This window comes from Planococcus sp. MSAK28401 (genome assembly GCF_018283455.1).
GTDB lineage: Bacteria > Bacillota > Bacilli > Bacillales_A > Planococcaceae > Planococcus > Planococcus alpniumensis.
Window position 1 is genome coordinate 807,814 of the sequence record NZ_JAAMTH010000001.1, and the last position, 24,460, is coordinate 832,273.

The window sequence follows — 24,460 nt, forward strand, 5'->3', positions numbered from 1 at the left end:
AAACGGCCGTTTCCCTTGGGCTCTATTCGTTTATATCCATATTAATCGGCTTGCATGCCGCCATCGACATTGTAAATGGATCCGGTAACAAAAGAGGATTTATCGGAAGCCAAGAACAGCACGATTTGCGCGACTTCCATCGGTGTCCCGAAACGGCCGACCGGGATGCCTTGCCGTATGGCTGCTGCGGCAGCTTCCGGGTCGTCCGGGGAAATATTGCTTTGGATGGCGGTCAGCATTTGTGTATCGATAGCTGCCGGGGCGACCGCATTGACACGGATGCCTTGTGCAGCTGTTTCCAACGCAGCTGTTTTTGTCAGTCCGACGACTGCGTGTTTGGAGGCGATATAGCCGGGCATACCAGGGGAGCCGATATAAGCCGCATTTGAAGCCGTGTTGATGATGCTGCCGAATCCCTGTTTCTCCATTTGCTGGATAACATGCTTGAGACCCAGGAAAACACCCGTGACATTGATGCCCATGATGCTCTCGAAATGCTCCTTCTCCAAGTCTTTGATCATTTTATGGGGGCCGTTGATGCCGGCGTTATTGAAGAAAACGTCGATGCGGCCGAAAGCGTCCACGGTTTCCTGCACATAATTTGCCACATCGCTTTCTTCGGTGACATTTGCTTGAATGACTTTAACTTGCTCTTCACTGGCTTCCAACAAGTCTTTCGTTTTATCCAGGGCTTCCCGGTTAATGTCGACAAGGACGACGCGATCGCCTTGTTCCAAAAAGGCCTTCGCTGTATCCATGCCGATTCCGCCTGCGCCGCCGGTAATTAAGACCACTTTTTCTGTCATGATGATTCCTCCTCATATTCTTTTGAATAAAAATGGGAATATTCTATCAATTATTAATGTTACAATAATTAATAACTTAGGCATATTCCCTTTTTAGCAGGAAGTGCCTCCTTCGAAAGGATGAGTGAAGATGGCCCTTGCGGATCAAGCTCGGATATTGAAGCCAGGAAGCAATCAGGAACAGTCCATGGTCGAAATGCTTAAAGTCTTTGTGAATCAATGCCAGATGGCGGAAGCTTATTTTTTCCGTTACTCGATTATCGGATTTTTGGGCGAAGGAATTATTTCATTGGAACAAGAGAAAATCAAGCACATCCCGGAATTGCGCTATGATATCCGCAGCCTGCCTACGATTGAAGCTGCGCTTCTGGAACGCAAGGCAAAATATTACGAAGGCCAGGAAATTTTCGAGAAGACTAGCAGCAATTACGTCATCGATTCCACGGTCCGGTCATTTCTCGTGACGCCCGTCTTCACCGGAACTACCGTGCATGGCTTCATTTACGGCATTAATCAGGAAACCGTCTGCTCACCGGAATTATTGGATCACATGACGAAGTTTGGTGAACAAGCAGGCAAAATTTTGTGCTCTTTTTCAATATCCCAAAGCCATACGTTATTGAGCACGCGGGAATGGGAAGTCATGAGGGAAATCGCTTGGGGAGCGGCGACAAAAGAAATCGCTGGGCGCCTGGACATCAGCGAGGCTACGGTCAAGCAGTACGTTAAGCAAGCTGTGAAAAAGCTTGGCGTTTCCAATCGCACACATGCAGTAGCGGAGTTGATGAGAAGGGGCGCGATCTTTTAATTAGGTTTCAATTGGAGGATTGCTTCGTGCAATTTCTTAGGAAAACCATCTACCTTAGGGAGGGGCTAGTATGAACATTGGCATTATCGGAACCGGCAATATCGCCACTTACTTGCTCGAACAAGTGAATGAAAAGAGCATGGCAGATGGGCGCATCACCGCGGTATTCGGGCGCAACGTGGAAGCCGGAACGCGTTTAAAAGAACGTTTTGGCATGGAATTTTATACGGATCTTCAAGATTTCCTGTCGGGACCCATCGATACGGTCGTGGAAGCTGTGACAGTGGATGCGGCAAGGCTGTTTTTGAAACAAGTGGCCGAACATAAAAAAGACCTCGTTGTCAGCAGCATCGGCGTGTTCAAAGACTTCGCGTTCCTGGATGAACTGACCGGATTAGCCGATGCGAACAACAGGAAGATCTATCTGCCGTCCGGTGCAATCGGCGGATTGGACGTGTTGCAATCAGCGAAGGCGCTTGGTGGATTGGAATCTGTTCAGCTGAAGACGCGGAAATCCCCTATGTCACTCGGGATGGAGGCGGATCGGGAACAAGTGCTGTTTGACGGAACGGCGTTTGACGCGGTTGGTGAATTCCCGAAAAATATTAATGTCGCTTTAGTGCTCGCGATTGCGGGTATTGGCGTACACGAAACGAAAGTCCGCATTATCGTCGACCCGAAAATTGAACGCAATACACATACGATTGAAGCGCAAGGGGATTTCGGCAAGATGCACCTGCAAGTCGAAAACAACCCGATGGCAGCGAACCCGAAAACGAGTTTACTGGCGGCACTCAGCATTCTGTCGGTGCTCCAGAATAAAAGCAAGGCATTAAGGATAGGAAGCTGAAACAAAAAGGGGAAATGCTATTCTTTTAAACATATAAACAAGCCAGCTTGTTTTTTATGAATAGACAGCAAAAAAACACATTAATTTCATTCGGAAATAAGGAGAGTGAATCGATTTTCAGCTATTCGTTTATCCGCTTCGATTTCAGCTAATCTCGATAAATACCATAGAAATCATTTTATTAGAAAAATACATGTTATGCTTATAAGGGACGAAAAGGCTAGTAGGGAGGATGTTTTGTATTTCCCTGCGCTTCGTGGCGTCTTTTTGCACTGTGCAATTGAGGCAGCCGGAAGGGTTGCGCGTGTCTGGATAGATTAAATTACAGCCAGCGCCGAATCGCCATTACAGTCATTTTTTCTGTTAAAGAAGGGAGGTGTTTCAATGGAAAATTGGACCAGGTTTCTTGAGGTGAACGCTCCTCGCATTCTAGAGTTGACGATTGACCATGCTGTGCTCGTCTCGTTAGCCATTGTTGTGGCGCTATTGATTGGAATTCCACTCGGCATTTACTTAACTACGAACCAATACCTTGCAGATACAGTTCTTCAAATCGCTTCCATTACATTAACCATTCCGAGTATCGCACTCTTCGGGGTAATGATTCCGATCTTTTCCTTGATCAATCAGGGCATCGGCTTTGTGCCGGCTTTTGTGGCACTCGTGCTGTATTCACAATTGCCGATCATCCGCAATACGTATACCGGCATCAAAAACGTCAATCCTGAAATGCGCGACGCGGCAATCGGCATGGGCATGAAAACGCATCAGCGCTTGTTGCGTGTCGAAATCCCGAATGCCTTGCCGGTCATCATGGCAGGTGTCCGTACGGCGGTGGTCATGAATATCGGGATTGCGGTCATCGCGGCTTATATCGGCGCGGGTGGTCTCGGCGTCCTCATCACACAAGGCATCAGCAGAAACGACAATTACCTGATCATCAGCGGATCCATCGCGGTGGCGATATTGGCGATCATTGCGGATTCCATCTTACTACTGATTCAAAAACGCTTTACGAAAAAAGCAATAGCGGAGTAACTGCAGAGAGGTGAGTCTATGATTTCATTTAATCACGTAACAAAAAGCTATGGAGAAGAGATAACGGCGATCGATGACGTCGACTTCACAGTTGAACAAGGAAAAATCGTCGTGCTGCTCGGGCCATCTGGCTGCGGGAAAACGACGTTGCTTCGAATGGTCAACCAGCTTGAGACCATCACAAAAGGCGAGATTGTCATCAACGGGGAAAACTCGAAAGACTTGGACCCGATCGAATTGAGGCGCAAAATTGGCTATGTTATCCAAAGCAATGGCTTATTTCCAAATATGACGATTGAAGAAAACGTCATGCTCGTCCCGGATCTATTGGGCTGGAATAAGAAGAAAAAGCGTGAACGCTTTGAGTACCTGATGAATCTGATTGGTTTGGATCCTAAAGATTACGGGAAACGCTATCCGCATGAATTATCAGGCGGCCAACAACAACGCATCGGTGTCGTCCGTGCCCTTGCGGCCGATCCACCGGTCATGTTAATGGATGAACCTTTCGGCGCACTTGACCCGATCATCCGCGACAAGATCCAGGAAGAGTTCCTGCAGATCCAGCGTGAAGTGAAGAAAACGATTCTGTTTGTCAGCCATGATATTGACGAAGCCATCAAGATGGCGGATAAAATCGTGCTCTTGCGCGACGGCAAAATCATGCAATTTGATACGCCATCGGAAATGCTGGCGCATCCCAAAAATGAATTTGTTTCACAGTTTTTCGGGAAAGACCGCGCCATTAAAGGTTTAAGCTTGCATACAGTGCAAAATTTGCGTGAAGTCATCGGGCTGGGGCCAGTCGATGAAGCAATACAAGATACGAAAACGATCCATGTCCACCAAGATCTGCGCAACACTTTGTCGATGCTATTGAACCAGGAAGCGGATCAAGTCATCGTCAAAGATGAACAGGATGAAAACATCGGGACGATTACCATCGACATGGTCCAGAAATATTTACATTACGAAATAAAAGGGAAGATGTCCGCCTCCCAGGAAGGGTGATCCGGTGAAACGTAAAAAATTGATAGGCAATATTGTCAGATATGCGCTTTATGCAGCGGTCGCCGCATTTTTCATTTGGGCGATCTCCAACAGTTATTTTGACTATATTTTTAGCCAATCGGAAACATTTTTGGTGTTATTGAGACAGCACATAGTACTTGTGTTGGTTTCCTCGCTGCTCGCTATTTTAATCGCAGTGCCGGCCGGTATTCTCATCACACGGCCAAAATTCAAGAAAGCGGAGTGGGTGTTCTCCAATATCGCAAACTTAGGTCAAACGATTCCGAGCCTCGCCGTTCTTGCCTTGATGATCAGTATTTTGGGCATCGGATTCCAGACCGCAGTGTTTGCGCTGTTCATTTATTCGATCCTGCCGATTTTCAGAAACACCGTGGCCGGCATCGACTCGATCGATAAGAATATGATCGATGCGGCCAAAGGAATGGGCATGAAACCGCATCAGATCCTGTTCCGCATCGAACTTCCCAATTCAGCTTACTCGATCCTTGCAGGCATCCGCACGGCTGTCGTCTTGAATATTGGAACAGCGGCTCTAGCTTATGTGGTCGGGGCAGGCGGCCTTGGCGTATGGATCTTCACCGGCATCAATTTGTTCGATAACGGCTTCCTCATTTCAGGGGCGATCCCGGTGACGCTATTGGCGATTCTTGCTGATTATATCCTGCGCAAAGTGGAATATATCGTCGTGCCGAAAGGGTCAAGACGTGTTGAGAAAGCTTAGCGAATAGGAGGTATCGGAATTTGTGAATAAATCACTTAAACTTATCCCGCTGCTGATTACCATGCTGATCTTGTCCGCCTGTTCAGGCGTGACAGGAAAAGAAGTGACAGTCGGGGGCAAAAACTTTACAGAACAATATATCTTGTCTGAGATGACGGCTTTCTTGTTAGTGGAAGAAGGATTCAAAGTCAATCAAATGAACAATCTCGGCAGCAGTGTGGTCCGTTCCGCACTCGAAAACGGCCAAGTGGATCTGATGTGGGAATACACGGGAACAGCGCTCATTACGTATATGGGCGAAGAATCCATCGCGGACCCTGAAGCTGCGTTCCAAAAGGTCAAAGAACTCGACAGCGAGAACGGCATCCATTGGATGAATATGTCGGAAGTTAATAACACCTATGCGCTCGCCATGACAAGCGAACGGTCGGAAGAACTCGGCATTGAATCGATCAGCGACCTCGCCGATTATATCAATGAAAATCCAGGGGAGCTGTCGATGGCGGCTGATGCTGAATTCGCCAACCGTTCAGATGGCTTGCCGGGTGTTGAAGAAACTTATGGCTTTGAATTCGGTTCCGGACAGGTCAACCAGATGGATATTGGATTGACGCAGCGCTCGCTCGACAATGGTCAAGTCGATGTGTCGGTAGCTTTTGAAACGGATGCGACGATCAGAAGTTATGATCTCGTCGTTTTGGAAGACGATCAACGATTCTTTCCGCCTTACCGGGCAGCCGTGTCGATCAACCAAGAAGTACTGGAAGAATACCCTGAAATTGAAGAAATTACGGCGCGCTTGGCCAATAGCCTGAACAGCGACATCATGAGAGAACTCAATTATTATGTAGACGTTGAAGGACAGAGCGTTTCCGTCGTCGCTTATGATTGGCTTGTGGAAAATGGTTTTCTGGAAGAATAAATTCCATCAGTAAGATGAAGCTGCAGCCGCCATTCCGAAAAGGAATGGCGGTTTTTCTTATGGTACGTGAAAATAAAGGGAATCTTGCTTAAATGGAGAACTGCTTGTTAACGGTCTAAAAAGGAGGCACAAGCATTTATGGAACATGTCAAAGAAGGGTTCATTCCCGTGACTGGGGGCAAAGTATGGTATCGCATCACTGGAAAGGGGCCCGGCATTCCGCTCTTGCTGTTGCACGGCGGGCCGGGAATGAAAAGCAGCGACAGCGACCCGCTGAGGCAATTAGGGACAGAGCGGCCGGTCATCCAATACGACCAGCTGGGCTGCGGAAAATCGGAGCGGCCGGAAGATACTTCTCTTTGGACCGTGGACCGCTACGTCGAGGAGCTCGGGCAAGTGATCCAAGCGCTCGAACTGGAAGAAGTCCATTTGCTCGGCCATTCCTGGGGGACGATGCTTGCCGCGTCTTATCTCTTTACGAAACCGGGCGGTGTGCGCAGCGTCATGTTCTCCGGGCCGGCACTTGATGCGCAGCGCTGGGAGCAAGACCAGCGCGCTTATTTGAAGCAATTCCCAAAACCAGTGCAAAAGACGATCGAGGAGAGCGAAAGCCAAGGAACGACCGATTCAGACGACTACCAGCAAGCGATGATGCAGTATTACAAAACCCATATGTGCCGCGTCGACCCTTGGCCAGACGAGCTGTCGGAAGATCTCGATCAGCTGAACTCGAATGTCTACAATTATATGTGGGGAGCTTCGGAATTCACGGTCACCGGCACCTTGAAGCATTTTGATGCGACGGATCGCTTGAGTGAGATCGACATTCCGGCTTTGTTTACTTGCGGCCGGTATGATGAAGCTACACCCGAAGCGACAGAACAGTATGCGAGCCTCGTGCCGGATGCAGAATTTCACGTATTCGAAAACAGCTCGCATATGCCGTCAATCGAAGAACCCGAAGTATATGTAGAAACCGTTCGTGAATGGGTCAACCGCCAGGAAATGAAGCCGGGTGCGTAAACGGATTAATTGTGAAACTGATGCTATGATAATAACGAACCGCAAGCAATGGCGGTTCGTTATTTTAATGGGAAAAAGCTTTACTGACCAGAGGAGAGATAGCCATGAATGAAGACCAGTGGCAACTAACAGCGCAAGCATTATCTACTATAACGGTGACAGCACAGCCCGATAATGAACCAGTCGTAATCACTGGCATTGCCGAAGGATTCCGCTGCATTGGCGTTGGGACAGACGCAGCCGTATTCCAGTCTGAGAACTTTCCGGAATATGCATTTAAAGTATACGCCGAAGGCAAAAAAGATAAACTCGAAGCTGAAGCGAAGGTGTACGAACAAATCGGGCAATCTGTTTATTTTTCGACTTGTTACGGAAGAGATGGACGTATGCTTGTGTTGAAATTCGAGCAAGGCCCAACTTTATTCGATTGCCTGCTGCAAGGCGTGTACGTGCCGGAACAGGCCATCGTGGATGTGGAAAAAGCGCGCGACTATATCCGCGAAATCGGCTTGAATCCGCGGGACATCCACTTAAAAAACATCATCTTGCAGGATGGGCGCGCGAAATTGCTCGACGTGTCCGAGTACATCAAGCCTGGCAACGATTTCCGCTGGGAGCATTTGAAAAAAGCGTATCACGAATATTATCCGATCATCGATGGCAAACCCGTTCCATTCTGGCTGCTCGACACCATTCGCAAATGGTACCACCACTGGAACCGCTATTCTGCTTCATTTGAAGAATTCATGCGCATCGTATCTAAGCAATTGAATTACCGGAAATAGCTCCAATAAAAAGAATAGATTATTTTACAAAATCCTGAATTTGATCACTGGAAAAATGACCAATTTATTCCGGTGGTTTTATAGGCGATTTCAATATTTGCTGATGGAAATGTAGACGGCGACTCCTGCGGGAGCAGTGACGGAGCAGCGCGACGGAGCGACATGAGGTGAAGACCCTGCAGGAGCGTTAGCGACGAAGCGGCTGAGGCCATGCCCGCGGAAAGCGTCCGTCGGAATGGACATCAGCCGGTTATTCTTTTTTTAGAATAAATAAGTGATAATATCAACTCGATTATATTCAAAATTTTATATATTTTTCAAGAAAATTATTATTTGTATATAATAAGGGGAGGAATGCACTAGAGCAATAGACTTAGGAGGATTCATAAATGATTAAACGAAATAAAGCTTGGGCGCTGGCAATCACGGCTAGTTTAGCTGCGGTGCTCTCAGCGTGCGGCGGGGAACAGGAAACTGCGACAGATACAGAAAGTGCTGCAGAACAAGACGGACTGGACAGTGTCCAGGAATTGCGCTTGACGACAGGGTCTGGGATTCCGACCATGGATTCCGTGTTGGCAGACGACGCGGTATCGTTCACCATGTTAAATAATGCCGGCGAAGGCCTTTACCGATTGAATCAGCAGAACACGGCTATTCCAGCGATGGCTTCGGCCGAGCCTGAAATCAGTGAAGACGGGCTGACCTATACCTTCACCCTGCGCGAGGCAAAATGGTCTGACGGCTCACCCGTGACGGCGCAAGATTTTGTGTTTGCGTGGCAGCGGGCAGCCGACCCGGAAACAGGCTCGACATACGGCCCGTATATGATGGCGGGAACGATTAAGAATGCTGCTGCGATTGCAGCAGGCGAACTGGATAAATCGGAACTCGGCATTACTGCACAAGATGACAAGACGCTCGTCGTGTCACTTGAACGCCCGATTCCTTATTTCTTGTCATTGATGGCATTCGGTACGTTTTATCCACAGAAAGAAGCATACGTCACGGAACTTGGAGATCAATACGCCATGGACTCGGACAAGCTATTGTCGAACGGGCCATTCGTATTGGCGAACTGGGACGCTGCTGCCATGTCGTGGGAGCTGGAGAAAAACCCCGAATATTGGGATGCAGAAACAGTGAAATTGGATAAAGTCGAATTCAATATCGTCCCGGATCCAGGGACAGGGGTTAATTTATACGAAACAGAGGAAGCAGACCGTGCCGGCTTGGCTGGTGAATTTGCGATGCAATACGCAGACGATGAGGAAGTCGTGCGCGTCTTGAAGCCATCGGTCTATTATTTGCAATTCAACCAGGAACGCGAAGGCGAATCAACACCGCTTGCGAATCCGAAATTGCGCAAAGCTTTGGCACTGTCATTCAATAAACAGGATTTGGCGGATATCGTTCTTGCCAACGGATCGATTCCGGCAGATTTCTTGGTCCCAACGGAATTCACATTTGATGCAGACAATGAAGATTTCCGCACAGTCAATGGGAATATGATGGAATTCAATGCCGAGGAAGCGAAAGCCTTATGGGCAGAAGGCTTGGAGGAAGAAGGGCTGACGGAAGTGAGCTTGGAGTACTTGAGCGGCGATACGGAACTTTCGAAAAAGATCGATGCCTATATGCAAGACCAGATGGAAGGCAATCTGGAGGGCTTGACACTTGAACTTAGCCAAGTGCCGTTCAATGTCCTGCTCGATAAAAACGATGCGCAAGATTACGATATCCAAAGCACAGGCTGGGGCCCGGATTTCCAGGACCCGATTACATTCCTTGATTTGTTTGCGACAGAATCGCCTCAAAACACGATGGCGTATTCCAATAAACAAGTGGATGAATTGCTGGAACAGGCGAACGGCGAATTAGCCTTGAAGCCGGAAGAGCGCTGGCAAGCGTTAGCGGAAGTAGAGAAAATCCTCGTCGAAGAAGATGCAGCCATTGCCAATATGTATCAGTTCGGCAGCATGGCACTGCAAAAACCGTATGTGCATGATGTCATCACGCATCCGTTCACGGGCGACTTTAGCTATAAATGGGCTTATATCTCAGGAAGAGAATAATAAAAAGGAGGATGGCAGCTGCCATCCTCCTTTTGTTTTAGGTATTCATTTTAAAATGCGCCGGAGCCGCCGCCACCGCCGCCGACTCCGCCTCCAGTTCCAGCCATTCCGCCGCCGCTTGCGCTGGCGCTCGAACTCGTCGTGGTGCTGGCCGAAACGAATACGGCTGTCATGAGGACCGGGTTCATGGCGAAGCCAGAAACATCGTTGGCCGGCTCAGCGGCTGTGAAGGCATTTGCTTTTCGCTCGGCTGTTTTCTGGTCGCTGCCGAGCAAGTACGCATAAGCGCGCTGCTTTTCGTCCATTGTCAGCCGTTCCCATTGTTCAGTCGGCAATTGTTCCATAGCGTTTTTCATACTGCGCCATTCATAGCGCATTTTATGCCCTTGGGGAGTAAGGGGCGAATAACTGAGTGCAAATCCAAAAGCGAGCATCGCGAGAACAGCGGATACGGCCATCCAAGGCAATAAACCGTATATGCCGGTAAAAATAGAAAGGCCCAGCAATACTGCGCTCATGATTCCAGCAGTCCATCGAAGACCAGGATGTTTCTCGTAGAAATTATGAGTCGTCACTTCGGCTTTTACTTCCTTGCTCCAGTCGGCAGTAGCTGCGTTGTACTCTTCGTGATTGCTTTCGTTTTTTGTATAAATCTCAACTTGTTCAAGCGTGAACTCCTGACCATCTCCGATCGTATCGAATAACAAACCGATCAGCACTTCTTCGTGTTTGTAGTCGGTGTTTCTGTCAATCAGTTCGAAATGATCTTCCGATAATTGCCGGATCTTGCCTTTTCTCATCAAATCTAAAATGGCCGCCGATATGCCGTTCGCTGCGACATAGGTCGGGTTCGTGAAATGGAGCAGTGCCGGAATGCTCATCGAATCTTCCGGTACGAAAAATTCATAAGGCTGGCTTTGGACCTCCCGTTTGCGACGAATCGCCTTCATCCAAGTAAATAGCACGATGCCGATGAGGCCAGCGCCGAATAATATGATGGCGGGGATACCAGCCGATTGCGCGATTTGCTGGTTGCGGTCGAACGCTGCTGCCTCGTTTTCGAGTTCTTCGCGATCATCTGCGAGCTCATCGCGCACCGTGCCGTCTTGCGCTGTGACACCAGGGAACAATTCGGATTCAAAAATTGCGCGGATATTCGCATTTTTTTCGGATGGTACATTGCCTAAATCGAAAACAGCTGTGCCATCTTCCGTAACGTTCGAGGTATCAAACGCCTCGCCATATCCGAGCGCTTCGGTTTCAGCTGCCGGAGCAGGCGGAATGACTGTAATTGTCATATCACCGTATTCGCTTTCGTTGCTTGCATCAAAGAACGGCCAGTAAAATTCGGCGCCGTCTTCAAACTTTTCGACAGCCCCGATGATCCGGTAGTTCAGCTCGACTTGGATCGTATCGCCGTCATTGCCTGAGCGGTAAATTTTGTACAGGCCGTTTTCGATTTCCACTTCCAGGTCCCGGCGGCTATCGCTCGCGGTAAACTCCTCGATCGACGTTCCTTCTTTCGGAATCAAGCTTCTTGTGATGCCATTAAACTCATCTTCGAATTCGTACGTGAATTGTTCCGTGACATCTGCCGTACCGTCTTCATTCAACTGAGCCTCGATTTGCACTTCCGTAATATCGAAATCAACTGCAAACGCCTGGACCGGGACGAGCAGCAGGAAAATGAACAAAACGAATACCAAAACTCTTTTGTTCTTCACGATTCATCACCTCTTGTATAGGAGTACGGTTGAGGAGAGAGAAGGTTTCATTTATGAACTGGCTTGAATAGTTGCCATGAGATTTTCGTAAGGGAGCTCTTCAAACTTTGGGGGCAGCGAGCTGTATGAAAGGAGCATATTATCCTTATTAATTAGAATAATTTGTAATATTTATTTGACAGCGCTTTCATTACTAAATATACTAGGTATAAGTTAATATCTTGTGAGGAGATTAGGAGACACATTAATTACTTTGGGGCGTGGACCAAAGATATTTAATGTGTCTTTTTTCATCGCAAATAACAGTGCATGAAGGGGGATGGATAATTGGGAATGGACTTTTTGACGGCGCCACGGCTATCACTACATAAAAAAGGAGATTAGTATGAAGAAGTTTAAAAAATCACTTGTATATTTAATTGTTGCTTTATTATTAGTGTTCATTGGCAGCGCAGTTGCTGCGCAATTCAATAGCTCCAGCGGTGAAGTGGATGTCTCAAGGATTTATTTTGAAACTGAACGGGGTGAATTGTCTGGGCTGCTCTACAAGCCGGACGGAGCGGACAGTGAAGCAAGACCGACATTGGTCGCAACCCACGGATATTTGAACTCGGGGGAAATGCAGGACGCCCAGGCTATTGAAATGTCCAAGCGCGGCTATGTAGTATTGGCTCTCGATCAATACGACCACGGTCACTCGACAGGCACAATGGAGAAGCCGGTCCCGTTTTTCTCGTTCTGGCCACAAGCGATGTATGATGCCGTTCAATATATGTATGATCAGGATTACGTGTTGAAAGATGCGGAAGGCAACGGCATCATTGCTGTTTCGGGCCATTCGATGGGCGGGTTTTCATCCACGCACGCCGTCATGCTCGACGAAGTTGATTTCCAGGATTCAGGCATCCGCAAAATCCACAGCTCTTTGACGATGGGATCGGATTATCAATGGCTGAAAACTTTGGGCTACACGGGTGAAGAAATCAATGCTTCCTACGGCCCGCGCATGTCCGGGAAAATTGCGGGCGTCTACGATGAATTTTTCTTTGATGCAGAAGCGTCGGCTGCCGGACAGCCCGTCGTGAAAAAAGATTATGTCAGCACAGCAGAAGGCTTGGGCTTCCTCGGCGGCTTGGAATCTGCGCAGGCTGGTGAGTTTTATGAAGTCGATGGTGCTCAGCGCATCATTTACCAGCCGAACGAAACACATCCGTGGAATCATTTCTCCCAGCAATCGACAGCACACGCCATCGATTTTTACGATGCTGCCTTTGCGGAATACGGAGATTTGGTGGCGATCGGCGACGACGGCCAAACGTGGATGTGGAAAGAATGGTTCTCGTTCGTAGCGTTGATTGGCTTTTTCTTATTGTTCATTCCGGTCATCAATTTGTTGACGAAATTGCCATTTTTCAACTGGGTCTACACCAAACGGCCGGCAGCCCTGTCAGCACCGAAAACACCAGGCGCCAAGCTTGCCGGCTATATTTTGCTGATCGTCGGTGCGCTTTATCCAGCCTTGTTCTTTACAGCACTTTATAGCGGAGATGCTACAGGAATGACTTTGCTTCGCCAGATCAGCATGATTACGATCGGATTGGCGGCATTGATTTTCATCTTCAGCTTTGTGAAAAATGGCGACAAATCTATCAAAACAGGATCGGGCCTTATCCTCGGGATCGGCATTGTGCAGTATATCTATTTGCGACAACAGGAACGCTTTTTTGCGACGACGGAATGGTTCGGCGCGGCGACGGTTAACCCGGTCGTCTTTTGGGCGATCAACGTGGCCATTGTAACTTTGATGATTTTGGTCGGCTACCATTTCGTGGCGAAAAAAGCGGAAGGCGCAAGCTTTGCGAGTTACGGCTTGAAGGCTAATGCCAAAACGATTGTTGCCGCTTTAGCTACGGCGATTGTGGCTGTAGTGATCGGTTATGGCCTGCTGTATTTGGTCGACGCACTGTTCAAAGTCGACTTCCGCCTATGGACCTTGGCAGTGAAAACTTTTGAAGATCAGCATGTTTGGGCGCTTCTGCGTTATGCCCCGTTGTTCTTCATCTATTATTTCATTGTCGGGCTGTCCGTGAATGTTAATACGGCAAGCAGTATATATGATGGCTGGAAAGGCTACGGAATTTCCATCCTTCACTTTATCGGCGGATTGGTTCTGTATCTTGCTTACCATTATGGGTTGCTGTTCCTGACAGGGACTGGCGGCTACCCTGCCGAATCCTTATCGTCGATCATTGTCATCGGACTTGTTCCGATTTTGCTGGTGGCGGCCATTTACAACCGCTATTTCTTCAGAAAAACCGGCAACGTCTATGTTGGGGCATTCTTGAATACCATCTTGATGACGCTCATTACGTTGGCGAACACGGTTCTTTATACGATTCTTTAAATAGCAGGGCAAGAGGTGAACTTCACCTCTTGTCTTTTTTCTATCTGCTGAATTCCAGTAGATTCAAATGACAGAAAATGATCGTGAGCTTTTGGTTAGGTTGGGGTTTTTATCAACAATGCAGGCGATTCCGGCTTTCGAATACAGGGAAATGGATACAGCCGGTCAGTGCTGTGGCTCAACATCGCCTGCTCTAGCGGGATGTCCGCTAAGAGAACGAAAAAAAAGCCTTGTTGCCCGCATATAGGCAACAAGGCTTTTTAGTTGGAGGCATCCAGTTTGATTTCCCTGGTCCGACCACGGTACCACAGGCGGAAAGTGCCGGTCAGAGCATCCGGCACATCTTCGAGATAGGAGGTGTGGATAGGCCGGGCGCGTGTGACCGTCTTGAGGGAAGACAGACCGAATGCGCGCTGGATGCGGTTTTGTGTGATTTCGACTTCGACAATCTTTTCACGCTTGGTGACGAATAAAGTGGAAGTGAAGCCGCCGTCTTTCAACTGGATCAATTCATCGTTCAGTAAATAGCGGGTATGCAAAAAGTCTAAAATGCGGGATGCGAATATGACTATCAGCAACAGGATGGAGGCGATCCACCAAGTATCAACGATGCCAAGGAAGTTCGGTTTGAAGTAAAACAGCGCGGCTGTGGCAAACAGCCATAACCAGCTCGGCTTGAGCATGCGTAACCATAGCGCACGGCGCGGCAGACGCTGCATGTCTTCTTGGATTTGATAGCCAGGCAGCAGTTCGGCAACGAGTGCATAGGCTTTTTGTTTCGGCAGAAAAGGATAAAGCGAGCTGATGTTCAAGTCTTCCGCGCCCATGGCCAGGCTGCCAGCGCTGATCAATTTCACTTCTGCAAGCCCAAGAACCCGCTTGGAGAAGGATTGCGTAATTTCCACGGCTTGCACGCGCTCTTTAGCGATCGAAAATGACGCTTCCGAGACAACACCTTTTTTGATGTAGACGCGCTCGCTATCCGAAGAAATTTCGTATTTGCCGTATTTGATAAATGTATGAATAATGCCAAACGTGAACGAAGCCGCAATGATCACTGCTACAGCACTAGCTATGATCCAAGGTGAACCTAGCAGGCTGGCACTGATGCCATCCAATCGCTCTTCAAGAGAGATAAATTCGGATACATTATAATAAAGTGAAGCAATCAGCGGAATAAGCAACAAAAAACTGAACGAGGTCATCGATGCTTTCAGCAAATCGCGCCGCGTTGGCTGAAAATGGATGACGCGCTGTTCCGGCTGTTTTCGCGGGGACGGCACGTATTCAGTTTCGGAGCCATCTTCGGCGACAGTCGCCGTGTCCGGTTCTGTGTCAAGCGATTCCTTGTGTTCCTGTACTGCGGATTCCAAGCGCGCCGCTTCTTTTTTCGTCGCGACTTCGAAGTTCACGGTGGCATCTTCCCCGGCGATGCCGGTTTCAAAACGGATTGAGGTCAGCCCGAGCACGCGGTGGAAAAAGGAAGTGTGGCGGTTGATGTTCTGGACTTTTGAAAATGGGATCGACTGGTCGATTTTGCTGAAAATGCCGCGCCTCAAATAAAAGCGTTGGTCGTCGAGTGCATAAGTGGACGTAAGCCATTTCAAAATGGCGGACACGATAGACCACACGAAAAACAGCAAAAACGCATAGCGGCCGTAGACGAGGAGCGGTCCATCATTGTCGGCTTGAAAGACAAATAAAATCAAGATGATGAAAATGGAGTTGCGAATCAATTTGCCGACTTTAAATAGAACGAGTGCTGGATGATGGCGGCGATGGTCGTTCATTGTTCCACTTCCTTGATTTTGGCGAACTGGGCGATGCGCTCGCGCAGTTCGGCAGCCGTGTCTTTCGGCAGTGCCGGGATGGCATGGCTCGAGCCCATCGTTTCAACGGACAGGGAAGCGAGTTGGTATTTGCGCATCAACGGCCCCTGGGTCAGTGAAACGGCTTGGATTTTGGTCATCGGCACCAATTGCTCAGTGCGGCTCCATATACCGAATTGCAAATGTAAGAACTCTTCGTCCAAATCGTAGCGCCAGCTTTTGAAGGTGAGCGGCGGGCTGAGAAACGACCACACCAAACCGATGACGAAAAAGACGGCTAGCGCTACTAGCACCCAGAAAATCCAGCTGTACCAATCAAAGCGAAAATCTAAATAAAAAAGCACTGCAAGGACGATAAACGCGATGATGTTGGAAATCAGTTCCTCCATGCGCCAGTATTTGACTGCATGAGGAGAGAGTGAATGCTGCGGAACGACAGTTTGACCATTCATATAAAGTGCACCACCATTTTCATAAGATAGTATTCTATACGTATAAATGGCACTGAAGTTTCACAGATGTAGTCAAGTTGACCTTTTAAGGAATAATATGGTAAAGTTACGGCCGATTGAATGGATAAAGAGGGTCTTAAAAAGCTTCATTTGAAAAAAGCTGATTTAAGGAGGGAAATCATGCTTGCAGAAATGTATAAAAAAAGGGAAAAGCTTGCTTATGTCTTTTTGGCGGTTACGGTGCTAGTAGCAGCCGGCTGGCTAATCTTTCAGAGGCCTGAGAGCAGCCGGGAGTTGTGGGAGTTGCTATTCTTTTTGCTGCCATTCGGATTGAGCATCTCGATTATTGTCATCAGCCGCTCGCATTACCTTAAAGTAAAAGACATTGAAATACCGCATTCCGACAAGCAGCTGCTGGAGCTGAAAGAGCTGGTCATCAAAAAAGATGCCACCTTTGTTCCGAGGCTTTTATTGTTTGAAAAAAGTGGTGGGTTTATCGGCAGTGTGGAGATGGCTAACATTAAATGGTGGATGTATCCGGTGTTGTTGAGGGACGCAACACTTTTGACATGGTTTCCGATGACCTATCAATTTCTCGATGATGAGGGCAAGATCCAATTGAGCTTCCGGAAAACAGGATGGGTGAAACAGTCCAAGCTCGAGATTTTCAGTGCGGAAAACAATATGCTCGGCACATACATACAAGAAGAATTAAAGGCATTCGTCAATATCAAAGGCAAACTATACAATGAAAGACAAGAGCTCATCCTGCCAATTCAGGCATCAGGTTTTACGGGCAGTTTCAGCTGGAATGACCAGCAGGAGCGGCGCTGGGCTTATTTCTATAACGGGATGTTCCCACACGAGTACACACATCTTTTCAGGGACATGCAAAATGATATTGTGGAATTATCCGAGAATATTGGCAAAGATGACAAAAACCGCTTGCTTGCGGTAATTGGCTATTTGTTTTTTACACGCATCAAATCGTGAATGAAGCAAAGCAATATGGATGAAATTTCCGTAATTTAAAAAGCTATCCGTGAACCCTTAGGGGTTCATGGATAGCTTTTCTCTATACAAGTTCAACCTTAATGCTGCCATTATCCGACTGCAAATCCACTGCATTCTCGCCGCTGCCGAACACGCTGTGGCGGTTTTTCACACCGAATACGGAAACCGTTCCCCAATCGACATTCGCACGGATCGTTGCGTTTGTTGGCTTCACTCGTGTTTCCACAGAAATTGCGCCGTTATCAGCTTCGAGGCTGATCGTCCGGTCGAGGTCCACGGTGGACAAATGGATGAGCCCGTTGTCGGTTTTCGCACGCACATTGCCTTCGATATCTCTCAAGTCGATGGCGCCATTGTCCGTAGAAGCATCAAGTTCATCTGCCTGGATGTTGCGAAGCTGAAGCTGTCCGTTGTCAGTGCCGACTTTCAGTTTCTTCGCCTGTACCCGTGCCAATTCGATATCGCCATTGTCCGATTTGACGCTTGCTTGATCCGCATTCATTTGCGTGAGTTCGATGCGGCCGTTATCCGTTTCGATGGATAAGTATCGGCTGTCGAGATTCTCGCCAGTGATCATGCCATGGTCGGAATCGATTAAGATCTTGTCATACAGTTTCTTCGGCAAGCGGACGTCGAGCTTTGGTGATTTCATGCTGCCGGTAAAGCTGAAGATGCCCCATTTTCTCGGCTCTTCTTTCAAGGTGATGACAAGCGTCCGGTTGAGGATATCGACAGACAACTGCTGGCGGTAGCTTTTATCGGTGATGTCGGCATACATCTTGCCATCTTCCGAAGGGCCGATGGTAAGCATGCCGTTATCAATCTGAATGTCGACTTGATCGAATTTATCTTCCGTCAGTTCATTCGCCGCCGTGCTGATGTCGTTTTGGTTGAAATCAAACGACTCGATCAATTCATCGGCGATTTCCTGCGGCGAGCCGAGTTCATCGGCAATTTCGTTGTCCGTCTTGCCATCCGCCTGGCCGTTCGCAAAATACTCTTTAATGTCTTGGAGAATATCGTTTTGTTCTTCTTTCGGCAATTGTTTCAACGCTGTTTCAAGTTCTTGCAAAAATTGGTTTTCAGTCATTTTGCACACCCTCTTCAATTAGTTGGTTGACCCCATCCGTGAAACTTTTCCATTCTTCGAGCTGTTCCTGCAAATACGTCCGGCCGAGTTCAGTGAGCGAGTAATATTTTCGCGGCGGGCCTTCGCTTGATTCCTGCAAGTAGGTGGTGAAATAGCCTTCCTTGGTGAGCCGCCGCAGCAGGGGATAGACGGCGCCTTCCGAGATGGCGATGCGGCTCGAGATTTTCTGGACGAGTTCATAGCCGTAGCGGTCTTGTTTATCCAACAGCACCAGCACACATAAATTCAATACGCCTTTTTTAAACTGGATGTTCAATGGGATTCCCTCCTTTCTTAGCTAGTGTTTTATAAACAGTAGTGATTAATGAATAATATATCATCCAGTATTGTTTAATGCAAGGTACTGAATTAAATAAAACTAGAAATTTTGAAGAAATAATAATAGTTACTTAAAGAAATGTATTATTTTTTAATAGAAAAAAGCAGTTGCATCAAACTTTGATGGACTGCTTTCTTTCCTGCTCGATATAATATTTTAAGTTTTAAAAGGGAACGAAAGATCAACTCCTAAGTAAAAAATTATGGGTTCACATAGTATTGATCAGTTTTAACTTGTTGAAGTTCCCAATCTTTGTTTGAAATATAAAGCGTATTGTTTTTTTCGGCCACCACTATGCCATCGATTGTTTCGATTGTTCCACTTGGTGTTAAAATTTGAATCTTAGAAAATTGTAATTCACTATTAGGGGTAAATTCTCTAATTATCTTTGCTGTCGAGGCAGCAACACGCGGAATTAAAACAAAAATAGCTAAAATAAAAATGAGAAGAAAAACAGTTGCTTTTTTGTGAGTATTGGGATTCAAGAATTGATTAATTATGTCTAATACGGTCTTGCCTAAAGAGTTATTTGCTTTTTGAAGAACAGGAATTTCAGTTGTTTTATTAAAGCTTATAAATTTTTTTGAAATCCATGAAATAAAAATACTTATCAGTACCGATATCAATACTAGGGAAATAAGTTTAAAGCTCAAATGAAAATTTTCAAAAAATGTTAATTGCAGTTGAGGAACTGTCAATAAGAAAAGTAAAAACGTATAAGGAAAGATAAATAGAATATTAGTGAATCTATTCAAAGGGATGTATGTGAGAGCGTAAAATATCTTGTGTAAATGAATAAATAGAAAAAGGAAGACCTTTTCTTGTAGAATTAAGTCACCACAACCAATTCACAGAAAAGAGGCCTTCCCTATGACTCAGTTTACAACAGATATTATGCAAGCTCTAGTAAAAAAAGAAGACATCTCCGAAGTTTTTCGCAAACATTTGGAGACGGCGGTGAATACACTTCTTCAAACGGAACTAACAGCGTTCCTGGATTACGAAAAATACGACCGCATCGGGTTTAATTCCGGCAACTCACGCAATGGTGTCTACACGCGGACACTCCATACGGAGTATGGGGATTTAGAGCTTTCGATGCCACGGGACCGGAACGGCGAATTCAACCAACAGACGGTCGCTCCGTACAAGCGCTCAAACGATACGCTGGAAGCCTTCGTTATTCATATGTTCCAAAAAGGCGTGACCATGTCCGAGATTTCGGACCTGATCGAGAAAATGTACGGCCATCATTACACGCCACAAACCATTTCCAATATGACGAAAGTCATGAGCGAACAGGTCGAGGCGTTTAAATCTCGTCCGTTAGAACAGCGTTATGCGTGTGTCTATCTAGATGCAACTTACATTGCCCTCAAGCGCGACACGGTCTCGAAGGAAGCCGTCTATATTACGATTGGCATCCGAGAGGACGGCTCAAAAGAAGTCTTGGCCTATACAGTGGCACCTACGGAATCCGCATTTGTTTGGGAAGAAGTCCTGTTGGACTTGAAAGAGCGCGGTGTCGAAGAGGTGCTTTTGTTTATCTCCGACGGCTTAAAAGGCATCACTGATCGCATCTTCGCGGTCTTTCCCGATGCTCAATATCAGGCGTGCTGCGTCCACTTGTCGCGTGGGATCCGCCACAAAGTTCGCGTTACCGATCGCAAGGAGATTCTGGATGATTTCAAATCGGTCTACCGGGCAGAGAACCAAGAACTGGGTGAAAAAGCGTTGAAAGCCTTTGTCGACAAATGGAAAACGGCCTATCCCAAAGTGGCGAAATCGTTGGAAGCGAATCCCTATATTTTCACTTTCTACAGCTTCCCAAAATCCATTTGGCGAAGCATCTATTCAACGAACCTGATCGAATCGTTCAACAAGAACGTAAAGAAATACAGCAAGCGCAAGGAGCAATTTCCGAACGAAGATTCCTTGGATCGCTTCCTGGTTTCCCAGTTCGAAATCTATAACCAGAACTTCTCCACCCGTTGCCATATCGGATTCGATCAAGCTCGTGCAGAGCTGACTGAGATGTTCAAGCAAACCTAATCGATATACATACAAGAAAAGGATTTACTTATTTACACATAATTATTGACGGTCTCATGTATGTAAATATAACTGAGAAAATTGTGATGCTTAAGATAAGAAGACTTTCAGAGATGTTTTGATTTAGATTGTTAAGAAACAATAGAACAAGAATATAGAAAGTAAAACCAAATAAGGCACCTGAAGATAATTTATAAATATTGTTTACTCCTCTAATAAAAAGCAAAATCAATATTGATATAAAAAGGGGGAAGATCCAGATAACACTAAATTTTAATATATTTATAATTGTAAAATCGTTTGTGAAAAAGCCAGTCAAAATAATATGAAAAACTATAGATAAGATTAACAACCCTATAATTACCAATGTATCTTTACTGATTATCAGGTGTAAAGAATAGGTAATTAAGGTTGTGGACAACCCGATAATAAGATAAGTAAATAGAATAGTATTCAAATCAAAAGGGACGAAAATCCGAATAAGTTCGAAGTTTGAAAAAGAATTTTGTGCATCTCCTCCGAAGTAATACCCGTACAAAAAACTATATGTCATCAAAAATGAAAGAGAAGAAAATAAACTGAAGATCAAAGCTAGTAAACTAACTTTGCGCACTATATCTAGAATGTTTTCTAAGGATTTTATTTTATATGCAGAATGGTTAATTCGTATCACTCCTTGACTGTATTTGCAATTTTAATATATAGCTAAATAGTGACTGTTCATTATCACACCTATTTCCAGGTTAAATCTATTTTACACGTTTATATACAAACACCATTTCTTTTTTAAAAGAAATGGTGTTTTTTGTACTTAAAGAATCCCTTCCGCAATAATCTTATCCAGCTTGCGGATATCAACTTTCTTATTCAGATTCAGCTTAAAATTTCCGGCTCTTGTCCAAAGCTGAATTTCCGCGTTGGCATCAAAAGTACCGGCGTTTTCGGTCGAGTACATATTGATTGATGCGAAGGGAATGGTGTAGACTTCGACTTTTTTGCCCGTTAAGCCTTGCTTGTCGGAAATGATGATGCGCTTGTTTGTTTATGGCATTCTAAAAATGTAGTCTTTGGCAGTTAATTTATGTAGCCTCTCTTGAGGCTATTTGAACAAAAAAAGTCACTTGTCAACAGCATCCCATACATTTAAACTCTCTGTGATTGGGCTAACAATTACAGGGAGGTATAAGGAGTGTTAACAGTGACTGACGTAAATTATATCAGACAAGAAGTAAATCTGAAAAGGCGTACATATTCGGAAGTGGCGAATCAGATGGGACTAGATTTCCGAACGATTAAGAAATATGCGGATAAAGAAGACTGGAACGAACCAAAGCAAATACAGCGTCGCAAAGCTAGAGTGATGGGGGCTGCGAAACCAATTATCGATCAGTGGCTGTTGGACGATTCAAAGAAAAAGAAGAAATTCCAACGCACTGCCAAGCGAATGTTTGATCAACTGGTCAAGGAACATAATTTTCAAGGATCGTACCGTGCGGTACGTGATTATGTAAGCCGGCGTAAAAAAGAACTAGGGGAAGCTGCCGAGTCGGCGTTGCCGTTGGAAGCTAAGCCAGGAACAGCACAAGTGGACTTTGGGGAAGCGCCCTTCATACATAATGGCGAGGTCATCGATCTTCCCTATCTCGTTCTTTCATTTCCCTATAGCAATAGCTTTTATTTTCAAGTGTTTCGATCCCAGAATCGAGAGTGTTTCCTGGAAGGGTTGAAAAGAATCTTCCATTACATAGGCGGTGTCCCGAAGGCCATCCGTTTTGATAATTTGACACCAGCGGTAAAGAAAATCTTGCCTCATGGTGAAAGAGTCTTAACGGATGAATTTCAGCGCTTTGTCTTCCATTATGGATTCACCCCAGAATTCTGTAATCCAGCGAGTGGCAATGAAAAGGGACATGTAGAAGCTATGGTCAAGTACGTGCGGAACAATTTCTTATTGCCTGAATTGCCATTTAGCGATTTGGAAAGCCTGAATCGTACGTTTTGGCAATTAGCCGAAGAAGATCGCGACCGAAAGCATTACGTGAAGGAAGAACAGCTTTCGGCACTTTATCTGAAAGACCAAGAAGCGCTGTTCCAACTGCCGGAAAAAGTCTTTGAATGTGTGCGGTATGAGTCAGGAAAGCCCGATAAGTACGGCTACCTAAAAGTGGATAATCGCCTTTATTCCACTTCCCCACGCTTTGCGAAAGGCAAGGTATTGGCCAAGATTTCCTACAACCGCATCGACATCATGACGCCGGAGAAAGAATTAATCATTAGCCATGTACGCATTTACGGAGACCAGAAAAAATCAATGGAATGGCAGCCTTACTTAAACTTAATGGCCAAACGGCCAATGGCAATCAAGTATACCGACTTCTATGAACAGCTCCCACAAAATTGGCAACAACACTTGGAAGCTTGTACAGTCCCTGAAAAACAGCAAGCCTTGCGGCTTCTATCGGTGTTGTTAAAAGAGCATGATTTCTCCATTGCGACAGAAGCACTCTCCCTCGCATCTGAATATGCCCATCCTTCGGTCGACTCAATTAAGCAGGTCTTTTATCAACTGATCAATGGACGAGGCGTCCGGAAAGAAATTGAGATTCGTAAAGGTTCAGTTCCTGTCATGCCTGCAATTATAAGAGGCGCGAGTAATTACGATCAGCTCTTTGATAAAGGAGGTGCTTCTTAATGGAACAACTGATTGAGGAATATGCGAAGAGATTAAAGTTGAGCTGGATTCGCCAGCACTACCACGAGGTAGAAGCTTCTTCGAATGAAGAGTTTTTACTCAAGCTGATGGAACAAGAAGTTCAGCAGCGGGAGGAACGAAAAACGAATCTCTTACTCAGTCAATCACAGCTTCCAGAAGTACCATCGGTACCTTTCATATGGGATGAAATTGATTATACCCAGGGACTAACGAGAAATTATTTTTTAGAGGGAGAATTCCTATCGAAGAAAGAAAACCTGATATTTTACGGAGGCGTGGGCACTGGGAAGACCTTTCTTTCTACACTGATTGGACTGAATGCCATTCAGTCATCCGCTAAAAATATCAAGTTCTTTACGGTAGCAAACTTGGTCAATCGGCTTCTAGATGCCCACGAGAAAGGGACAATTGGTCGATTCCATAAGCAGCTTGAAAAACTGGATTTACTGATCTTAGACGAACTGGGCTTCATCCCTTTGCATAAACAAGGAGCCGAACTTCTCTTCCAAGTTATCAGTCTGTGCTATGAAAGAAATAGCCTAATTATCACTACAAACCTACGGTTTGGGGAGTGGAACCATGTTTTCGGTGACCCCATTCTTACCGAAGCAGTCATTGACCGATTGATTCACCATTCCCATTTGGTCGTATTTAAAGGACCGAGTCATCGGATGAAAGAGTCTTTACTGCAAAATTGAACAAGTAGAAAAAGGTGCATTGGCAAGCGACATTTTTAACTGCCA

Annotated in this window: 22 protein-coding genes and 1 pseudogene; 14 read left to right on the top strand and 9 right to left on the bottom strand. The window is 46.1% G+C overall.

The annotated features are described in order from the left end of the window. Positions 1 to 41: 41 nt before the first annotated feature. Entirely contained in the window at positions 42 to 806 is a 765-nt protein-coding gene (locus G3255_RS04095; RefSeq protein WP_211653412.1) for an SDR family NAD(P)-dependent oxidoreductase, read from the bottom strand. Positions 807 to 936: 130 nt separating this feature from the next. Here G3255_RS04095 and G3255_RS04100 point away from each other — a divergent pair, with 130 nt between their 5' ends. From G3255_RS04100 to G3255_RS04135, 8 genes are all read left to right on the top strand, one after another. Further along, positions 937 to 1,614: a response regulator transcription factor gene (locus tag G3255_RS04100; protein WP_211653413.1), complete on the top strand. Its 678-nt coding sequence runs from the start codon at positions 937 to 939 to the stop codon at positions 1,612 to 1,614. Between the two features lie 70 nt (positions 1,615 to 1,684). Then, positions 1,685 to 2,464, top strand: coding sequence for an aspartate dehydrogenase (nadX, locus tag G3255_RS04105; protein ID WP_211653414.1), 780 nt, complete (start codon positions 1,685 to 1,687; stop codon positions 2,462 to 2,464). A 384-nt stretch (positions 2,465 to 2,848) separates the two neighbouring features. Next, positions 2,849 to 3,502, top strand: coding sequence for an ABC transporter permease (locus G3255_RS04110; protein ID WP_211653415.1), 654 nt, complete (start codon positions 2,849 to 2,851; stop codon positions 3,500 to 3,502). Positions 3,503 to 3,520: 18 nt separating this feature from the next. Continuing rightward, positions 3,521 to 4,513, top strand: a complete 993-nt coding sequence (locus G3255_RS04115) for an ABC transporter ATP-binding protein (RefSeq protein WP_211653416.1) — start codon at positions 3,521 to 3,523, stop codon at positions 4,511 to 4,513. Between the two features lie 4 nt (positions 4,514 to 4,517). Continuing rightward, complete coding sequence (locus tag G3255_RS04120; RefSeq protein ID WP_211653417.1) at positions 4,518 to 5,255, top strand: ABC transporter permease; 738 nt, start codon at positions 4,518 to 4,520, stop codon at positions 5,253 to 5,255. Between the two features lie 22 nt (positions 5,256 to 5,277). Further along, positions 5,278 to 6,177, top strand: a complete 900-nt coding sequence (locus G3255_RS04125) for a glycine betaine ABC transporter substrate-binding protein (protein WP_349291417.1) — start codon at positions 5,278 to 5,280, stop codon at positions 6,175 to 6,177. Between the two features lie 138 nt (positions 6,178 to 6,315). Beyond that, complete coding sequence (locus G3255_RS04130) at positions 6,316 to 7,200, top strand: proline iminopeptidase-family hydrolase (protein WP_211653418.1); 885 nt, start codon at positions 6,316 to 6,318, stop codon at positions 7,198 to 7,200. Positions 7,201 to 7,304: 104 nt separating this feature from the next. Continuing rightward, on the top strand, positions 7,305 to 7,985 hold the full coding sequence (locus tag G3255_RS04135) for a protein kinase family protein (RefSeq protein WP_211653419.1): 681 nt from the start codon (positions 7,305 to 7,307) through the stop codon (positions 7,983 to 7,985). A gap of 90 nt (positions 7,986 to 8,075) precedes the next feature. Here the strand turns inward: G3255_RS04135 and G3255_RS04140 are convergent, their stop codons facing one another. Beyond that, positions 8,076 to 8,228 carry a hypothetical protein gene (locus G3255_RS04140; protein WP_211653420.1) on the bottom strand — a complete coding sequence of 51 codons (153 nt, stop codon included), beginning with the start codon at positions 8,226 to 8,228 and terminating at the stop codon, positions 8,076 to 8,078. A 146-nt stretch (positions 8,229 to 8,374) separates the two neighbouring features. On the opposite strand from G3255_RS04140, the gene G3255_RS04145 reads away from it, so the two are divergent. Next, a complete protein-coding gene (locus tag G3255_RS04145; RefSeq protein WP_249222062.1) occupies positions 8,375 to 10,060 on the top strand; it encodes a peptide ABC transporter substrate-binding protein in 1,686 nt (561 codons plus the stop codon). 50 nt (positions 10,061 to 10,110) lie between these two features. Here G3255_RS04145 and G3255_RS04150 read toward each other — a convergent pair whose 3' ends face one another. Continuing rightward, the gene (locus G3255_RS04150; RefSeq protein ID WP_211653421.1) at positions 10,111 to 11,784 is read right to left on the bottom strand and encodes a DUF2207 domain-containing protein; all 1,674 of its coding nucleotides are present in this window, start codon (positions 11,782 to 11,784) and stop codon (positions 10,111 to 10,113) included. A 385-nt stretch (positions 11,785 to 12,169) separates the two neighbouring features. On the opposite strand from G3255_RS04150, the gene G3255_RS04155 reads away from it, so the two are divergent. Then, positions 12,170 to 14,188 (top strand): alpha/beta fold hydrolase, encoded by a 2,019-nt coding sequence (locus G3255_RS04155; RefSeq protein ID WP_211653422.1) that lies wholly within the window; start codon positions 12,170 to 12,172, stop codon positions 14,186 to 14,188. A gap of 260 nt (positions 14,189 to 14,448) precedes the next feature. Here G3255_RS04155 and G3255_RS04160 read toward each other — a convergent pair whose 3' ends face one another. Together G3255_RS04160 and G3255_RS04165 are read right to left on the bottom strand one after the other, a co-directional pair. After that, positions 14,449 to 15,978 (bottom strand): PH domain-containing protein, encoded by a 1,530-nt coding sequence (locus G3255_RS04160; protein ID WP_211653423.1) that lies wholly within the window; start codon positions 15,976 to 15,978, stop codon positions 14,449 to 14,451. Then, positions 15,975 to 16,469, bottom strand: coding sequence for a PH domain-containing protein (locus tag G3255_RS04165; protein WP_211653424.1), 495 nt, complete (start codon positions 16,467 to 16,469; stop codon positions 15,975 to 15,977). The genes G3255_RS04160 and G3255_RS04165 overlap by 4 nt, the downstream gene beginning before the upstream one ends. 180 nt (positions 16,470 to 16,649) lie before the next feature. Here G3255_RS04165 and G3255_RS04170 point away from each other — a divergent pair, with 180 nt between their 5' ends. Continuing rightward, a complete protein-coding gene (locus G3255_RS04170; protein ID WP_211653425.1) occupies positions 16,650 to 17,462 on the top strand; it encodes a hypothetical protein in 813 nt (270 codons plus the stop codon). A gap of 82 nt (positions 17,463 to 17,544) precedes the next feature. Here the strand turns inward: G3255_RS04170 and G3255_RS04175 are convergent, their stop codons facing one another. The 3 genes from G3255_RS04175 to G3255_RS04185 all read right to left on the bottom strand — a co-directional run bounded on the left by G3255_RS04175 (position 17,545) and on the right by G3255_RS04185 (position 19,605). Further along, positions 17,545 to 18,573 (bottom strand): DUF4097 family beta strand repeat-containing protein, encoded by a 1,029-nt coding sequence (locus tag G3255_RS04175; RefSeq protein ID WP_211653426.1) that lies wholly within the window; start codon positions 18,571 to 18,573, stop codon positions 17,545 to 17,547. Beyond that, positions 18,566 to 18,889, bottom strand: a complete 324-nt coding sequence (locus G3255_RS04180) for a PadR family transcriptional regulator (protein WP_058381572.1) — start codon at positions 18,887 to 18,889, stop codon at positions 18,566 to 18,568. Before G3255_RS04180 ends, G3255_RS04175 begins: the two co-directional genes overlap by 8 nt. 263 nt (positions 18,890 to 19,152) lie before the next feature. Next, positions 19,153 to 19,605, bottom strand: a complete 453-nt coding sequence (locus G3255_RS04185) for a hypothetical protein (RefSeq protein WP_211653427.1) — start codon at positions 19,603 to 19,605, stop codon at positions 19,153 to 19,155. A gap of 217 nt (positions 19,606 to 19,822) precedes the next feature. On the opposite strand from G3255_RS04185, the gene G3255_RS04190 reads away from it, so the two are divergent. Next, positions 19,823 to 21,004: an IS256 family transposase gene (locus tag G3255_RS04190; protein WP_211652904.1), complete on the top strand. Its 1,182-nt coding sequence runs from the start codon at positions 19,823 to 19,825 to the stop codon at positions 21,002 to 21,004. A gap of 811 nt (positions 21,005 to 21,815) precedes the next feature. Here the strand turns inward: G3255_RS04190 and G3255_RS04195 are convergent. Beyond that, positions 21,816 to 22,046 (bottom strand): annotated as a pseudogene (locus tag G3255_RS04195) (PH domain-containing protein); the annotation flags it as partial. Positions 22,047 to 22,193: 147 nt separating this feature from the next. Here G3255_RS04195 and istA point away from each other — a divergent pair. Further along, on the top strand, positions 22,194 to 23,696 hold the full coding sequence (istA, locus tag G3255_RS04200) for an IS21 family transposase (RefSeq protein ID WP_211653428.1): 1,503 nt from the start codon (positions 22,194 to 22,196) through the stop codon (positions 23,694 to 23,696). After that, entirely contained in the window at positions 23,696 to 24,415 is a 720-nt protein-coding gene (gene istB / locus G3255_RS04205; RefSeq protein WP_211653429.1) for an IS21-like element helper ATPase IstB, read from the top strand. The genes istA and istB overlap by 1 nt, the downstream gene beginning before the upstream one ends. Positions 24,416 to 24,460 lie beyond the last annotated feature (45 nt).

Bases quoted from the DNA above. Each gene is read 5' to 3' on its own strand.
- G3255_RS04095 (WP_211653412.1), bottom strand. From the start codon at position 806: ATGACAGAAAAAGTGGTCTTAATTACCGGCGGCGCAGGCGGAATCGGC.
- G3255_RS04100 (WP_211653413.1), top strand. From the start codon at position 937: ATGGCCCTTGCGGATCAAGCTCGGATATTGAAGCCAGGAAGCAATCAG.
- nadX (WP_211653414.1), top strand. From the start codon at position 1,685: ATGAACATTGGCATTATCGGAACCGGCAATATCGCCACTTACTTGCTC.
- G3255_RS04110 (WP_211653415.1), top strand. From the start codon at position 2,849: ATGGAAAATTGGACCAGGTTTCTTGAGGTGAACGCTCCTCGCATTCTA.
- G3255_RS04115 (WP_211653416.1), top strand. From the start codon at position 3,521: ATGATTTCATTTAATCACGTAACAAAAAGCTATGGAGAAGAGATAACG.
- G3255_RS04130 (WP_211653418.1), top strand. From the start codon at position 6,316: ATGGAACATGTCAAAGAAGGGTTCATTCCCGTGACTGGGGGCAAAGTA.
- G3255_RS04135 (WP_211653419.1), top strand. From the start codon at position 7,305: ATGAATGAAGACCAGTGGCAACTAACAGCGCAAGCATTATCTACTATA.
- G3255_RS04140 (WP_211653420.1), bottom strand. From the start codon at position 8,228: ATGTCCATTCCGACGGACGCTTTCCGCGGGCATGGCCTCAGCCGCTTC.
- G3255_RS04145 (WP_249222062.1), top strand. From the start codon at position 8,375: ATGATTAAACGAAATAAAGCTTGGGCGCTGGCAATCACGGCTAGTTTA.
- G3255_RS04155 (WP_211653422.1), top strand. From the start codon at position 12,170: ATGAAGAAGTTTAAAAAATCACTTGTATATTTAATTGTTGCTTTATTA.
- G3255_RS04160 (WP_211653423.1), bottom strand. From the start codon at position 15,978: ATGAACGACCATCGCCGCCATCATCCAGCACTCGTTCTATTTAAAGTC.
- G3255_RS04165 (WP_211653424.1), bottom strand. From the start codon at position 16,469: ATGAATGGTCAAACTGTCGTTCCGCAGCATTCACTCTCTCCTCATGCA.
- G3255_RS04170 (WP_211653425.1), top strand. From the start codon at position 16,650: ATGCTTGCAGAAATGTATAAAAAAAGGGAAAAGCTTGCTTATGTCTTT.
- G3255_RS04175 (WP_211653426.1), bottom strand. From the start codon at position 18,573: ATGACTGAAAACCAATTTTTGCAAGAACTTGAAACAGCGTTGAAACAA.
- G3255_RS04190 (WP_211652904.1), top strand. From the start codon at position 19,823: ATGACTCAGTTTACAACAGATATTATGCAAGCTCTAGTAAAAAAAGAA.
- istB (WP_211653429.1), top strand. From the start codon at position 23,696: ATGGAACAACTGATTGAGGAATATGCGAAGAGATTAAAGTTGAGCTGG.